This is a genomic window from Microbacterium pasadenense, assembly GCF_047246565.1.
GTDB lineage: Bacteria > Actinomycetota > Actinomycetes > Actinomycetales > Microbacteriaceae > Microbacterium.
The window spans coordinates 913,272-927,086 of the sequence record NZ_JBFOKN010000001.1 but is presented as its reverse complement, the minus strand read 5'-3'; the positions used below and the strand labels follow the sequence as shown (position 1 = coordinate 927,086).

Annotated in this window: 12 protein-coding genes; 1 reads left to right on the top strand and 11 read right to left on the bottom strand. The window is 72.8% G+C overall.

Going from position 1 to position 13,815, the window contains the following annotated elements; genetic code table 11:
• Window positions 1-7: 7 nt before the first annotated feature.
• Together AB3M83_RS04415 and AB3M83_RS04410 are read right to left on the bottom strand one after the other, a co-directional pair.
• The gene (locus AB3M83_RS04415; RefSeq protein WP_412945432.1) at window positions 8-1,069 is read right to left on the bottom strand and encodes a polyprenyl synthetase family protein; all 1,062 of its coding nucleotides are present in this window, start codon (window positions 1,067-1,069) and stop codon (window positions 8-10) included.
• On the bottom strand, window positions 1,066-1,881 hold the full coding sequence (locus AB3M83_RS04410; RefSeq protein ID WP_412945430.1) for a class I SAM-dependent methyltransferase: 816 nt from the start codon (window positions 1,879-1,881) through the stop codon (window positions 1,066-1,068). The genes AB3M83_RS04415 and AB3M83_RS04410 overlap by 4 nt, the downstream gene beginning before the upstream one ends.
• Window positions 1,882-1,962: 81 nt before the next feature.
• Here AB3M83_RS04410 and AB3M83_RS04405 point away from each other — a divergent pair, with 81 nt between their 5' ends.
• Window positions 1,963-3,234, top strand: coding sequence for an isochorismate synthase (locus AB3M83_RS04405; RefSeq protein WP_412945428.1), 1,272 nt, complete (start codon window positions 1,963-1,965; stop codon window positions 3,232-3,234).
• Between the two features lie 24 nt (window positions 3,235-3,258).
• On the opposite strand, the gene AB3M83_RS04400 is transcribed toward AB3M83_RS04405, so the two are convergent.
• The 9 genes from AB3M83_RS04400 to menD form a co-directional block, all read right to left on the bottom strand.
• Window positions 3,259-4,665: an NtaA/DmoA family FMN-dependent monooxygenase gene (locus tag AB3M83_RS04400; protein ID WP_412945427.1), complete on the bottom strand. Its 1,407-nt coding sequence runs from the start codon at window positions 4,663-4,665 to the stop codon at window positions 3,259-3,261.
• 12 nt (window positions 4,666-4,677) lie between these two features.
• The gene (locus AB3M83_RS04395) at window positions 4,678-5,871 is read right to left on the bottom strand and encodes an acyl-CoA dehydrogenase family protein (protein WP_412945426.1); all 1,194 of its coding nucleotides are present in this window, start codon (window positions 5,869-5,871) and stop codon (window positions 4,678-4,680) included.
• A complete protein-coding gene (locus tag AB3M83_RS04390; RefSeq protein ID WP_412945425.1) occupies window positions 5,868-6,884 on the bottom strand; it encodes an aldo/keto reductase in 1,017 nt (338 codons plus the stop codon). The genes AB3M83_RS04395 and AB3M83_RS04390 overlap by 4 nt, the downstream gene beginning before the upstream one ends.
• Window positions 6,881-8,077 carry an acyl-CoA dehydrogenase family protein gene (locus AB3M83_RS04385; RefSeq protein ID WP_412945424.1) on the bottom strand — a complete coding sequence of 399 codons (1,197 nt, stop codon included), beginning with the start codon at window positions 8,075-8,077 and terminating at the stop codon, window positions 6,881-6,883. Before AB3M83_RS04385 ends, AB3M83_RS04390 begins: the two co-directional genes overlap by 4 nt.
• On the bottom strand, window positions 8,074-8,739 hold the full coding sequence (locus AB3M83_RS04380) for a methionine ABC transporter permease (protein WP_412945423.1): 666 nt from the start codon (window positions 8,737-8,739) through the stop codon (window positions 8,074-8,076). Before AB3M83_RS04380 ends, AB3M83_RS04385 begins: the two co-directional genes overlap by 4 nt.
• The gene (locus tag AB3M83_RS04375; protein WP_412945422.1) at window positions 8,732-9,826 is read right to left on the bottom strand and encodes a methionine ABC transporter ATP-binding protein; all 1,095 of its coding nucleotides are present in this window, start codon (window positions 9,824-9,826) and stop codon (window positions 8,732-8,734) included. Before AB3M83_RS04375 ends, AB3M83_RS04380 begins: the two co-directional genes overlap by 8 nt.
• Before the next feature lie 3 nt (window positions 9,827-9,829).
• Complete coding sequence (locus tag AB3M83_RS04370) at window positions 9,830-10,816, bottom strand: MetQ/NlpA family ABC transporter substrate-binding protein (protein ID WP_412945420.1); 987 nt, start codon at window positions 10,814-10,816, stop codon at window positions 9,830-9,832.
• A gap of 166 nt (window positions 10,817-10,982) precedes the next feature.
• Window positions 10,983-11,846, bottom strand: a complete 864-nt coding sequence (locus AB3M83_RS04365; protein ID WP_412945419.1) for a PPK2 family polyphosphate kinase — start codon at window positions 11,844-11,846, stop codon at window positions 10,983-10,985.
• 100 nt (window positions 11,847-11,946) lie between these two features.
• Window positions 11,947-13,815, bottom strand: coding sequence for a 2-succinyl-5-enolpyruvyl-6-hydroxy-3-cyclohexene-1-carboxylic-acid synthase (gene menD, locus AB3M83_RS04360; protein ID WP_412945418.1), 1,869 nt, complete (start codon window positions 13,813-13,815; stop codon window positions 11,947-11,949).

Below are 13,815 nucleotides of genomic sequence, written 5' to 3'. Positions count from 1 at the left end.
CCGTGGGTCAGCTGGAGCGGTCGACCATGACGTGCGCGAACCGCGTCAGCGACTCGCGGACGGGGCCCTCGGGGAGCGGCGCGAGCGCCGCGACCGCCCGGTCCGCCCACTCGTGGGCGAGGGCTCGGGTCGCCTCGGTCACGGGGTGCTCGCGGAGCGTCGCGAGCGGGCCGTCGAGGATCGCGGGGTCCGCGCCGTCGGCGATGCGGGCGACGCCGTCGTCGATGGTCGCGGTGAGCGCCTGGGAGGCGGGATCCCCGGCGCGGCCGAGCAGCAGGTACGGCATCGTCGGGACACCGGCACGCAGGTCGGTGCCCGGAACCTTCCCGGTCTCCTCGGCGTCCGCCGACAGGTCGATGACGTCGTCGAGCAGCTGGAAGGCGACGCCGACGCGCTCGCCGAACTCCCGCACCGGCGCGGCGTACTCGTCCGATGCGTCCGAGAACACGACTCCGGTCTCGGCGGCCGCCGCGATGAGCGAGCCGGTCTTGTCGCTGAGCACCCGCAGGTAGAAGTCGACGGGGTCGTCCCCGGCCTGGACGCCGACCGTCTCGTGCATCTGTCCGAGGACGAGTCGCTCGAACGTGTCGGCCTGCAGCCGGATGGCGCGCTCGCCGATCGTGGCCATGAGCTGGCTGGCGCGGGAGAAGAGGAGGTCGCCGGTGAGGATCGCGACGTTGTTGCCCCAGACCGCGTGGGCGCTCGGCACCCCGCGGCGCCGGTCGGCTTCGTCCATGACGTCGTCGTGGTAGAGCGATCCGAGGTGGGTCATCTCGAGGGCGGTGGCGCCGGCGATGACGTCGTCGTTGACCCCCGAGCCCAGCTGCGCGGTGAGGATCGACAGCACGGGCCGCAGTCGCTTGCCGCCCGCCTCGTACAGATAGCGGGAGGTGACGTCGGCGAGCGAATCGCCGACCTTCAGCTCATCGGCCAGCCGGGTCTCGACGAGCTCGAGGCCGTCCTCCACCGCGGTCAGGAGCTTCCGCAGCCGGGGCCCTGCGAAGATCCGCTCGGTGACGCCGAGATGGCTCGCGAGGTGCGAGCCCGAGGTCACAGGACGGGGGGTCATCCTCCCAGCGTACCGGTCGCGCCCTCGGGCCGGTTCGCCGCGTCGACGCTCCCAGCGAGCTCGCGGTCCGCCGGCGCCGGCGCGAGCGGCTTGCGCGCGCGGTGCAGGGCGACGATCCCGAACGTGAGGTCGCGATGCTCCACGGCATCCCACCCCGCGGCGCGGATGCGCGCCGAGAGGGCGAGCTGGTCGGGCCAGTCGCGGATCGACTCGTTGAGGTAGTCGTACGCGTCGGGGTTGCTGCTGACGGCGCGCGCCACGAGCGGCAGCACGCGGTCGTTGTAGAAGCCGTAGAGACCGCGCATGAGCGGATGCTGCGGGTGGGAGAACTCGCAGATGACCAGGGTGCCGCCGGGACGCGTGACCCGCAGCATCTCGCGGAGCGCCGTGTCCGGGTCGTTCACGTTGCGGAGGCCGAAGGAGATCGTGACCGTGTCGAACTCCCCGTCGGCGAACGGGAGCGCCATGGCATCCGCTTCGGCGAAGGTCAGGTTCGGGATGCCGCCGTGCCGGCGCTCGCCCTCCGCGATCATGCCCGCGGAGAAGTCCGCCGCGACGATCTCGGCGCCCGAGCGGGCGAGGGAGACGGAACTGGCGCCCGTGCCCGCCGCGAGGTCCAGGATGCGCTGGCCGCGCTCCGGCGCGATGGCGCGCGTGGCCGCGATGCGCCACAGCTTGTCGTTGCCGAGGCTGAGCACGGTGTTGGTGCGGTCGTAGCCGGCGGCCACCTCGTCGAACATGCCGCTGACGCGCGACGGGTCCTTGCCCAGGTCGGCGCGGGTCGGTTCGGCGTTGCGGGGCTGCTCGGTCACCCGTCGAGTCTACGGCGCACCTCCGGCCGGTCGCGGGGACCGCGGCGGCTTCGGCGGAAGCGGCGGGATTAGGCTGGGACGGTGACCCCCGACGCGCTCCGCCCTCCTCGGCTGCGCGCGACGACCCGCGAGATCCCGGCGCTCGACGACCTGCTGACGTTCGCGGAGCCGCACGATCCGATGGTGTGGACGCGCCGTGGCGACATCCTCGTCGGCATCGGGCGCGCGGCGGCTCTCCCCGAGGGCGCGGACCCCGGTTCCTGGTGGCGCCGGGTCGGCGGCGCGGCCGAGGTCGATGACGAGGTCGGCCAGCCGGGCACCGGGCTCGTCGCCTTCGGCGCGCTGCCGTTCGATCCCGCCGTCTCGACGGCCGCCGCGTCGCTCACGGTCCCCGAGGTGGTGCTCGGCCGCCGTGGCGGCAGAGCCTGGATCACGCGCATCACGGCCGAGGACGACGACGATGCCCGCGCGTCGCGCGGATCGGCCGACCTGCCCGAGCCGACCGGATTCGGGCCGCACTGGTCCGCGACCGTGGGCCCGGGCGCATGCACCCCCGAGGGCTATCAGGCTGCGGTCCGGGACGGCCTCGCCGCGATCGCCTCGGGCGAGGTCGCCAAGGTCGTGCTCGCCCGCGACCTCGTCGGCTCGGCCCCGGCCGGAGCCGACCTGCGACGCCTCGTCCGCGCGCTGGCCTCCTCCTACCCCGATACCTGGACCTTCGCCGTCGACGGTCTCATCGGCGCGAGCCCCGAGACCCTCGTGACCGTCTCGGGAGGCACCGTGACCGCCCGCGTGCTCGCCGGCACCGCCGCACGCGGCGCCGACGCGGACGCCGACACGGCGGCATCCCTCGCCCTCGCGACCAGCGCGAAGGACCTCGACGAGCACCAGTACGCCGTGCAGAGCGTGCTGACCTCGCTGCGCGCGCACACGAGCGCCCTCGTCGCGGAGTCCGAGCCGTTCATGCTCAAGCTCCCCAACGTCTGGCACCTCGCGACCGACGTCGAAGGCACCCTGACCGGCGACGCCTCCGCCCTCGACCTGCTCGGGGCGCTGCACCCGACCGCCGCGGTCGCCGGCACGCCGACGGATGCCGCGCTCTCGGTCATCCGCCGGATCGAACGCTTCGACCGCGGCCGCTACGCCGGCCCGGTCGGCTGGATCGACGCGAACGGCGACGGCGAATGGGCGATCGCCCTGCGCTGCGCGCAGTTCGACGTGCACGGCGCCGATGCCGACGGCATCCGTCTCACCGCGCATGCCGGCGCCGGAATCGTCGCGGGCAGCGATCCCGAGACCGAGATGCTGGAGACGCGCGTGAAGTTCCGTCCCATCGTGGACGCCCTCGCCTGATCCCCGGCGCCTCCGCCCGCGCGGCTACGCGCGCGCCGCCGCGAACGAGAGCGGCTCGAGCCCGGAGTCGAGGTTCGCGCCGTTCCGGTACCGGGCGCCGGCGTGGGAATCGGGGAGGCGGGGGCCGCGGCCGAACAGCGTCTCGCGCAGTGTGGCGGGCTCGCTCTCGCGCAGGCGGCCACGACGGCGGAGCTCGGGGACGACGAGCTCGGCGACGTCACGCGCGGTGTCGAACGAGTGGTACTGCCGCAGATTGATGCCGTCGACCCCGTCCTCGTCCAGCCACCGTTCGATCTCGTCGGCGACCACCGTCGGCGTGCCGGCGACGAAGTACCGGCCCTCCCGGCTCGCCCGCAGGTTCTGCAGCACGGCGCCCGCGGTCGCCTCCGGGTCGAGGTACGGGACGGCGGACAGCGGCACACCGGCCGCATGGAACGCCTCCCGCAGCCGCGTCTGCGGCGGCACCGCGGTGAGGTCGACGGGGAAGCTGGAGTGGGCGAGGATGCCGTCCAGGCTGCGGTGCTGCTCGTACTGCCGCCACTTGTCGGCCGCTTCCTCCTCGCTCCGCCCCACGACGATGCCGGCCTGCACGATGAAGCGGAGGTCGGCCCGCGAGCGGCCGTGGCGTTCGGCGGCCGCGGTCATCTCGGCGGCGTTCCGGCGGAAGTCCTCCGCGGTCCGGCCGCCCGTGAAGACGATCTCGGCGTGACGGCCGGCGAACTCGATCCCCGCCGGCGACCCGGTCGCCTGGTACAGCACCGGGGTCCGCTGCGGCGACGGAGCCACGAGGTGCGGTCCGGCGACGTCGAAGTGCTCCCCCTTGTGGTGGATGTAGCGGACCTTGGCGGGATCGGAGTAGATCCCCCGCTCCCGATCGACGATGACGGCGTCGTCGTCCCACGAGCCCTCCCACAGCTTGTAGACGACGTCGAGGAACTCGTCCGCGATGCGGTAGCGCTCATCGTGCGGGATCTCCTCGGCCAACCCGAAGTTGCGGGCGGCGTTCGGCAGGTACGACGTCACGATGTTCCAGCCGACGCGTCCCGCCGTGAGGTGGTCGAGCGTCGACATCCGACGCGCGAACGTGAACGGAGGCTCGTAGCTCGTCGAGAAGGTGGCGCCGAAGCCGAGCCGCTTCGTGACGGCGGCCATCGCGGGGATCACGAGGAGCGGATCGCCGGAGGGGATCTGCAGCCCCTCCGCGACGGCGGTCTCGATGCCGCCCCGGAACACGTCGTACGCGCCGACCACGTCGGCGAGGAAGACGCCGTCGAAGCCGCCGTCCTCGAGGATCTCGGCCAGCTCGACCCAGTACGACAGCTCGCCGGTGCGGTGCCGGTTGTTGCCGGGCAGGGTCCACAGTCCGTGGGTGATGTGACTGACCGTGTTCATCTCGAACAGGTTGAGGATCAGCGGCTTGGGGTCGGTCATGTGTCGTCCTCCTCATGCCTCGCCGTTGGACCACCACGACACCACGGGGGTGTCGTTGAGCAGGTGGTCGCCGACGATGCGGGTCTTGTAGCGCAGCGGGTTGTGGCTCGCGACCGTCCGGGCGTTGCGCCAGTGGCGGTCGAGTCCGAGGTCTTCGGCGAGCGCGCTCGCCCCGCCCACCTCGAACAGGGCGGTGGCATTGTCGAGCACGGCCGGCAGGATCACCTGCTGCGCCCGGGCGACGGCGAGGTCCGCCGCCCGGGCGCGCGCCTGCCGCTCCCCCTCATCGGCTCCGGCGAGGATCGCCGCCGACGAGCGGGCGAGGGCGGTCGCGGCGACCGACAGCGCGGCATCCGCGGCGAAGGATCGTCCGCTCAGCTCCCCCACCGTCTCCTGCACGAGCGGATCCTCGCGTGCGGTCGCTGCGGACGCGTGACTGTACGTCCGGGTTCGCGCGCGGACGAAGCGGACCGCATCGTCGACGACGGCGCGCCCGATCCCGGCGACGACGGCGAGGAGCACGAGCTGCACGAAGGCGCCGCCGTGACCGGCGGGTTCGCCGCCCCGCGGCGTCAGATCGGTCTCCGCGACGCGCACCCCGTCGAACACGGTCGTGCCCGACCCGGTGAGCCGCTGCCCGAACCCGTTCCAGTCGTCGATGCGGACCACTCCGGGCGCGTCGGTGCGGACCAGGGCTCCGACGACGCCGCCGTCGTGCTCCGCGGCGACCGACACCACATCGGCGTACAGCGTCCCCGTGCTGTAGAACTTCGTGCCGTCCAGGCGCAGCCCCTCGGCATCCCGGCTCACGGCGGTGGCGAACGAGCCGACCCGCGCCGGCCCCTTCTCGAACGTCGCGTTCCCGTGGATCGCGCCGTCCGCCACGAGGCGCAGGTGCCGGTCCCGGCGCTCCGACGGCTTCGCGTGGACGGACCGGTCCACGAAGGAGAAGTGCGAGCGGAACAGCTGCGCGAGGTTGGAGTCCCGGCGTGCGAGCTCGGCGAGCAGCTCGAACAGCTCCGTCGCGTCCGCACCGCGTCCGCCGTACCGCTCCGGCAGCGTGACGCGGGTGAAGCCGGAGTCCCGCAGCTGATCGATCTCGGCGAACGGATGCCGCCGCTCCCGTTCCCGCGCGACCGCCTCGGCGCCCACCGCGTCGAACACGGGCGCGAACTCCCGGGCGAGGTCGCGCTCGGCGACGCTCATCCGGTCACCGCCGCGCGCTCGCGTCCCTGCGAGATGGACAGCGCGTCGCGGGCGCGATCGCCGCGCACCGCCGCGGCGAGGGCGTTCAGCTCCGCGAGATCGGCCGCGCCCAGCAGCACGTCGACCGCCGCGAGGTTCTCTCGCACGCGCGCCGCACGACGCGTGCCCGGGATGGGCACGACCGTCGCCCCGAGCTCCGCCGCGCGGACGTCGAGCCACGCGAGCGCCACCTGGGCCGGGCTTGCGCCGACCCGGTCGGCGACGGCGCGCACCCCGCGCGCGATGACCTCGTTCGCCGCGCGGTGCTCCGCGTCGAAGCGCGGGAAGTTCCGCCGGTTGTCGCCCGCGGCGAGCGCGACCGGACCGGCGAGGAAGCCGCGGCCGAGCGGCGAGTACGCCACGACGCCGGCGCCGATCCGGGCAGCCGTGGGAACGACCCGATCCTCGATGTCGCGGCTCCAGACCGACCACTCGCTCTGCACGGCGCTGATGGGCGCGATGGACGCGGCGCGCTCGAGCTCGCCGGCGGTCACCTCGCTGAGTCCGACATGATCGATGATCCCCTCGTCCCGCAGGCCCGCGAAGGCCTCCACCGTCACCTCGATCGGGATCCGGGGGTCCACGCGGTGGTAGTAGTACAGGTCGATCCGATCGACGCCGAGTCGCTCGAGGCTGCGCTCGACGGCGGCACGGACGTGGTCGGGCGATCCGTCGACACGGAGTCCGTCGGCATCCGGCTCGGGCAGGAACCCGACCTTGGTCGCGAGGACGACTTCGGAGCGCCGGGTCCTGAGGACCTCGCCCACCAGGCGCTCGTTGTCGCCGTTGCCGTAGATGTCGGCGGTGTCGATGAGGGTCACGCCCGCGTCGAGGGCGGCGTGCAGCGTGCCGATCGACTCCTCGCGATCGGCGGCGCCGTAGGTGCTGCTGAGGCCCATCGCGCCGAAGCCCTGCGCCGAGACGATGAGTCCGTGCCCGAGGGCACGGGACGGGACGGATGCGGACGCGCTCATGATGCTCCTGCCGGGGTGGGTGCGCCGGGTGCCTGCCACTGCGGCAGGCGGCCCGAGATGTCGCGGTCGCCGACGGCGCGCGTGCGCTGGGCGACGGGGTTGTGCGAGGCGATGGTGCGGATGTTGCGCCAGTGCCGATCGAGGGCGCGAGTCCGAGAGGTGGCGCTCGCACCGCCGACCTCGAACAGGCGCGTCGCCGCGGCGAGGGCGAGCTCCGGGATGACACGCTGGGCGCGGAAGATCTCGAACTGGACCTCCTGCAGCGGCTCACCGGCACCGGCACGCAGCCGCTCCCGGGCGTCGTCGAGATCGCGCGCGATCGAGAGGACGAGTCGACGGGTGGCGGATGCCGCGCCGCTCAGCTCGCCGACGACCTCCTGCACGAGCGGGTCGTCAGCGGGAAGGTGCTCGCCGGAGTGGCCGAACGTGCGCCGACGCCCGCGGACGAAGTCGACGGTGTCGTCGGCGGCGCGCCGCGCGATGCCCGCGATCACGGCGAGGAGCGAGAGCTGGAACACCCCGCCGACGTACTGCCAGCGCTCGGGGTCCTCGCCCGCTCGCCCGATGTCGCCCGGATCCACGGCGACGGCGGTGAACGTCGTCGTCCCGGATCCGGTCAGCGGCTGTCCGAAGCCGTCCCAGTCGTCGACGATCCGCACCCCCGGGGCGCGTGCGGGGACCGTGACGGCGACCCGCTCGTCGCCGTCGAGGGCGGCGAGGTGGATCCAGTCCGCGTAGATCGAGCCGGTCGTGTAGAACTTCGTGCCGGTGAGGCGGACGACTCCGTCGACCGACTCGACCCGCGTCGAGAGCTCGGCGGTCGCGGCGCGCTCGGACTGCGCGTTGCCGATAACGTCGCCGGCGGCGATGCGGTGCCGCCAGCGCACCGCGCGGGGGCCGTCCCAGCCTTCCAGCGCCAGGGATTCGACGAACCCGATGTGCCCGCGCCAGACGTGCCCGAGGTTGGAGTCCGCCGCGGCGACGTCGATGACCCGGTCGAGCAGCTCGACGAGGTCGATCCCTTCGCCGCCGTGCTCCTCGGGCAGGCGGGCGGAGCCGAAGCCGAGGCCGGCGAGCGCGCGGACCTCGTCGTGGAGCAGGCGCCGGTCCTGCTCGCGCTCGACGGCGTCCGCCCGCGCGCGCTCCAGCACGGGGGCGAACCGCAGGCGGGCGTCGGGACGCACGGTGCTCATGCGTGCATCACCTTCCGCGCGACCCGGTTCCCGAGCCACTGCGCCGCCTGCACCAGCACGATCAGGGTGACCACCACGATGATCACGGTGACCCAGTCGAAGCGCGAGTAGCCGTATCGCATCGCGAGGTCGCCCAAGCCGCCGCCGCCGACGACGCCGGCGACCGCCGTCGCATCGACGAGCGCGACGAGAATGTAGGTCAGCCCGAGCGCGAGCGGACCGAGCGCCTCGGGGATGACGATCGTGAAGAGCACGCGGGCGGGGCTGGCGCCCATCGCCGCGCCCGCCTCGATCGTGCCGGGATCGACGGCGACCAGGTTGGACTCGCTGACCCGGCCGATCGCGACGGCTGCGACGATGATGAGCGGCAGTGTCGCCGGGAGCGGACCGAGGCCCGTCCCGAAGACGAACCGGGTCAGCGGGATCAGCGCGATCGCCACGATGAGGAACGGGATCGGGCGGATCGTGTTGATGATCGCGTTGAGCACGCCGAAGACGACCCGGTTGGCCAGCAGATTGCCCGGCCGGGTCGCATAGAGCAGAAGGCCCAGCAGGACACCGAGGACCGCGGCGACCGCGAAGGACACCGTGACCATCAGGCCGGTGTCGGCGAGGGCCTTCAGGAAGCGCGGGGCGAAGGACTCGAGATCGAAGTCACGCACGCGGCACCTCCGTGATGTCGGCGACGGTGCGGAGCGATGCCAGCGCCGCGTCGATCTGCGCGTCGGCGCCGGTGAGCTCGACGGTGAAGGTCCCGAAGAGCCGCCCCTGCAGCTCGTCGACGCCCCCGTGCACGAGCGTGACGTCGGCACCGGTCTCCCGCGCCGTCCGCGAGAGGAACGGCTGGTTCGAGACGTCGTCGGCGACGTGCACCTGCACGAGGCGGCCGGTGTGGCGTCGGCGGATCCCGTCGAGGGCCTCGGGCGAGGGCACATGGCGCAGCACGGACGACACGAACCGCTGCGCGGTCGAGGTGCGCGGGGCGGAGAAGACGTCGTACACGCTCCCCTCCTCGATGACCCGGCCGTTCTCCATCACCGCGACCCGGTTCGCGATCTCCCGGATCACGTCCATCTCGTGCGTCACCAGGAGGATCGTGACTCCGAACTCGCGGTTCACCCGCTGCAGGAGCTCCAGCACCTCGCCCGTGGTCTGCGGGTCGAGCGCACTGGTCGCCTCGTCGCAGATGAGGATGTCGGGGGCCGTCGCGAGCGCGCGAGCGATGCCCACGCGCTGCTTCTGACCCCCGGAGAGCCGGGCGGGATACTGCAGCGCCTTCTCGGTCAGCCCCACGAAGTCCAGCAGCTCCTCGACACGGTCGACGATCTCCTCCTTCGGGCGCTTCGTGAGGGCGAGCGGGTAGGCGATGTTCCGGTAGACGTTGCGCGAGCCCAGCAGGTTGAACTGCTGGAAGATCATCCCGATCTGCTGCCGCGCCCGGTACAGCGCCGGACCGCTGAGCGCGGAGACCTCCGCGCCCTGCACGACGACCCGACCCGACGTCGGACGCTCCAGGGCGTTCACCGTGCGCAGCAGGGTGGACTTGCCGGCGCCGGAGTATCCGACGATGCCGAAGATGTCTCCCTGCGCCACCGTGAGGGTGACGTCGTCGAGGGCGACGAAATCGGCCTTGCCCCGGGCCCGGAAGGTCTTGGACACGTTCTCGAAGCGGACCGCGGGGACGAGCGGGTCCCGCCCCCGGAGGTCGTCGACCGCGGTGTCGCGATCGAGCACGGCTGTCGCACCCATGGGTCAGCCGTTCTCGGCGGCGAGCTCTTCGAGCTCGGCGAGCTTGGCGCGGAGCTTCTCGACGTCGACGTCGACCGCGATGCTGTTGCCGAAGAACTCCTCCTCGCGGGCCGTGTCGACGCGCGGGTCGGCGTACGCCTCGGCGAGGATGTCCCACGCCGGGTCGTCGACGTCGTCGGCACGCGTCGCGACGACGTTGACGTAGGGCAGGCTCGCGTCGGCCAGCGGATCGTCGAGGAAGAGCGCGTCCTCCTTCGTGACGCCCTGCGACGGCTCGAAGTAGCTCGTGCCGACGACGACGGCGGACAGGCTCGGGTCGTCGAACTGCTGCGGGATGGTGCGGGCGCCGACCTCCACGAACTCCAGGCCGAGAGGGTTCGAGGTGATGTCGTCGGCGGTCGGGAACTCGCCTGCATCGTCGGCGACGGCGAGGAGGCCGGCGGCTTCGAGGATGAAGAGGGCGCGACCGCCGTTGGACGGGTCGTCGGGAATCGCGATCCGGCCGCCCTCCGGGATGTCCGCGACGTCGTCGAGCGTGGCCGAGAAGATGCCCCACTGCGTGATCACCGTGGAGAAGACCGGTGTGATGTCGGCATCCGTCTCGGCGTTGAACGCGCTCAGGTACAGTATGTGCTGGAACGCGTTCGCGTCGACGGTCCCGGCGACGAGTTCGGTGTTCGGCAGCACCCAGTCGTCGACGTTGACCCACTCGACGTCCAGGCCCTTCTCCGCCGCGACCTCGGCGATCGTGTCCTGGTACGCCGAGTCGTCCGCCGTCGCGATCCGGACGCTCAGCCGCTCCGGCGCGCCGGTCGCCGCCGCCTTCGTGGCATCCTTCGGCGCCCAGACGTTCGTCGCGAGGACGACGCAGCCGACGATCGCGCCGACGGCGACGACGCCGATGGCGATGCTCCAGACGGTCTTCGTTCGGCGGGAGTCCGCGGCGAGGGCGCTGCGCAGGTCGCTCGGTGCGCCGGTGGGTTCGGTCATGACGTGCTCGCTCTCGTGGTGGTGCATCCGGGGCCGCGGGATGTGCGGCGTCGCACGATTCGAGCACCTCCGCGCCGCCTCGTACAGCGCGCCCGTCATGGGAGGTAAGAGCCGGTCACACAGCGTCCAGAACCGTCATGAACGGTCATACGACGCGGTATGACGTTCAAGTCGCCGCGAGCCGCGCCTTCTCGGCCTGGACGTCGAAATCGGCGGTCGGCCACTGCGGATCGATGCGCTCGAGCGCGTCCAGCAGCAGCGCCTGGACCGCGAGTCTCGCGTACCACTTCGCGTTCGCCGGCACCACGAACCAGGGCGCCGCATCGGTCGAGGTGCGGTCGAAGACGTGCTGGTACGCCGCCATGTACGCCGGCCACTCCTGCCGCTCGTCGACGTCACCGGGGTTGTACTTCCAGTGCTTGTCGGGGCGTTCGAGTCGCTCCATCAGCCGGGACTTCTGCTCGTCGCCCGAGATGTGCAGCATCACCTTGACGAGATGGACTCCGCGTCCGGCGAGACGGTTCTCGAACTCGTTGATCGCGACGTAGCGGCGCTCGATCTCATCGGCCGGGGCGAGGCCCCGCACCCGGCCGATCAGGACGTCCTCGTAGTGGGACCGGTCGAACACGCCGATGTAGCCCGGACCCGGAACCTCCTTCTCGATACGCCACAGGAAGTCGTGGCCGAGCTCCTCGTCCGTCGGCTTCTTGAACGCGGTGAGGTGGACGCCCTGCGGGTCCGTCGCGCCGATGACGTGACGGACGATGCCGCCCTTGCCCGCGGAGTCCATCGCCTGGAGGACGAGGAGCACAGCCGGCGACCCGTCCTGCACGCGGCTCTGCGCGAACAGGCGCTCCTGCAGCTCGTCGAACTGCGCCGCGCCGGCGGCGAGGTCCTCCGCACCGGACTTCTTGCCGCGCTCGTACCCGGGTGTCGCGTCGGGGTCGACGTCGCTCAGGCGGAAGCCCTCGCCGACGCGGAGCAGCGGGGAGGGATCGCCGGTCCAGTGCTTCTGGCTGGTCGCTGTCATGCAGCCATCATGGCCCGCACTCCGCCGGTCGGGGCGGTGCCGTGACCGCCGGCGTGCCCGCGTCACGGGGGGACGGTGGCGCAGACGACGGATGCCGGGGTCAGCGCGGCAGCGGGACCTCGATGATCTGTCGTCCGCCGATGGGCGAGGTCAGCGCCTGGTCGAGGGCGCCGCGCGTCGTCACGCGGGTGTACTCCCATCCGTACGCCGTCGCGAGCTCTTGCAGCCGGGCGGTGTGCGGCGTGAACAGCACGCGGTCGAACGCGTCGTCGCCGGCGATGTCGGCGACTTCCAGTCCGTCGAAGATCGTCCCGCCGCCGTCGTTGCCGACGATCACCTGCAGCCGGGGCTCGTTCTCGCGCGGCGGCATCAGCAGCCCGCCGACGTCGTGGAGGAACGTCAGGTCGCCGAGCAGCACGCGGGTGACGCCCGGGGCACCGGCGCGCTGCGAGGCGGCCGCGATGCCGTGACCGGTCGCGATCGTGCCGTCGATGCCGGCAAGACCGCGATTCGCGTGGACGGGCACCTTCTTGCCGCCGAGGACCTGGTCGGCGACCCGCACGAGCCGCGAGGACCCGAACAGCAGCCGGTCGTGCGGCCATGTCGCACGCCACACCGCGTCGACGAGCGACGCGCGATCCAGCGGTGCGCGGATGGCACCGAGCTCGTTCGAGATCGCGGTGAGCCGCTCAGCGGGGACTGTCGAGGCGAGCGCGTCCGCGTCCGGCGCGGCCGGGCTGAGATCGACGACGCGTTCGCGCGAGGCGCGCAGCCACGCACCCAGCCAGTCCCGGTCCGTCGCCCCGTCGGCGACCGCGACGGCGCCGACGGCGGTCGTCACGCCGTTCAGGTTGAGGGGTTCGCCCGGGCCTCGGACGGCCAGCACGTCGATGTCGGGCCGGCTGACGAGCCTCGCGACCTCCCGGCTGAGGGTGGGATGCCCGAAGACGACCACCCGCTCGATCCGGCCGCCCAGGTCGGGATCGGACAGCAGGTCGCGGTAGCCGTGGACGAGGTGCCGCCCGTAGCGGGACCCGCTCACGATCTCGGCGATGAGCGGGAAGCCGCCGTCATGAGCGAGCTCTTCGGCGGCGGGTCCGGCATCCGCGCCGGCGACGACGACGGTGCGCGGACCGAGGGCCAGCTCGAAAACCGCCTCGACGTCGACCGGGACGTCGGCGGCGCCCACGCCGCCACCGCCCTGGTAGTGCGCGCCCCACTGCTCGTCCTCCGAAATCGCCGTCCCCCGGCCGTCCGTGACGGCGGCGTCGGCGGTGTCGTCGGTGTCGTCGGTGTCGGCGGTGTCGTCGGTGTCGGCGGTGTCGTCGGCGGCCTCACCGGAGTCCGCCGTGCCGCCGGCGAGGAGCCATCCCGGCAGCGCGCCGGCGAGCGGCTCGCGGTAGGGCACGTTGAGGTGCACGGGCCCGGCGGGGCGGGGACCCGTGCCGAGCGCGGCGTCCAAAGCGGCATCGGCGGCGGCGGCGAGCGCCGCGCCCTGCTCGTCGGCCGGGCTCTCCTCGACGGCCGCCGGGACCGGGAGATCCGCCTCGAACCGCACGTAGGGCGAGAACATCCCGGGCTGCCGGGTCGCCTGGTTCGCCCCGATGCCGCGCAGCTCGGGCGGGCGGTCCGCCGTCAGCAGGAGGAGCGGCACACCGGCGTGGTGCGCCTCGAGCACGGCGGGCAGCAGGTTGGCGACAGCCGTCCCGGACGTGCAGACGACGACCGCCGGCATCCGGGTCTCACGCCCGACTCCGAGCGCGGTGAACCCGGCGACGCGCTCGTCGATGCGCACGTGCAGCTGCACGAGACCGCGCCGTTCGAGCTCGGCGGAGACGAGAGCGGGAGCCTGCGAGCGCGACCCGGGGGCCAGGACGATGTGGCGGACGCCGCGGCTGACGAGGCGGCCGAGGAGCGCGGCGGCGGCGTCGGTCGCCGGGGCGCGGCCGGACGGGTCGGGCGTCGTCAT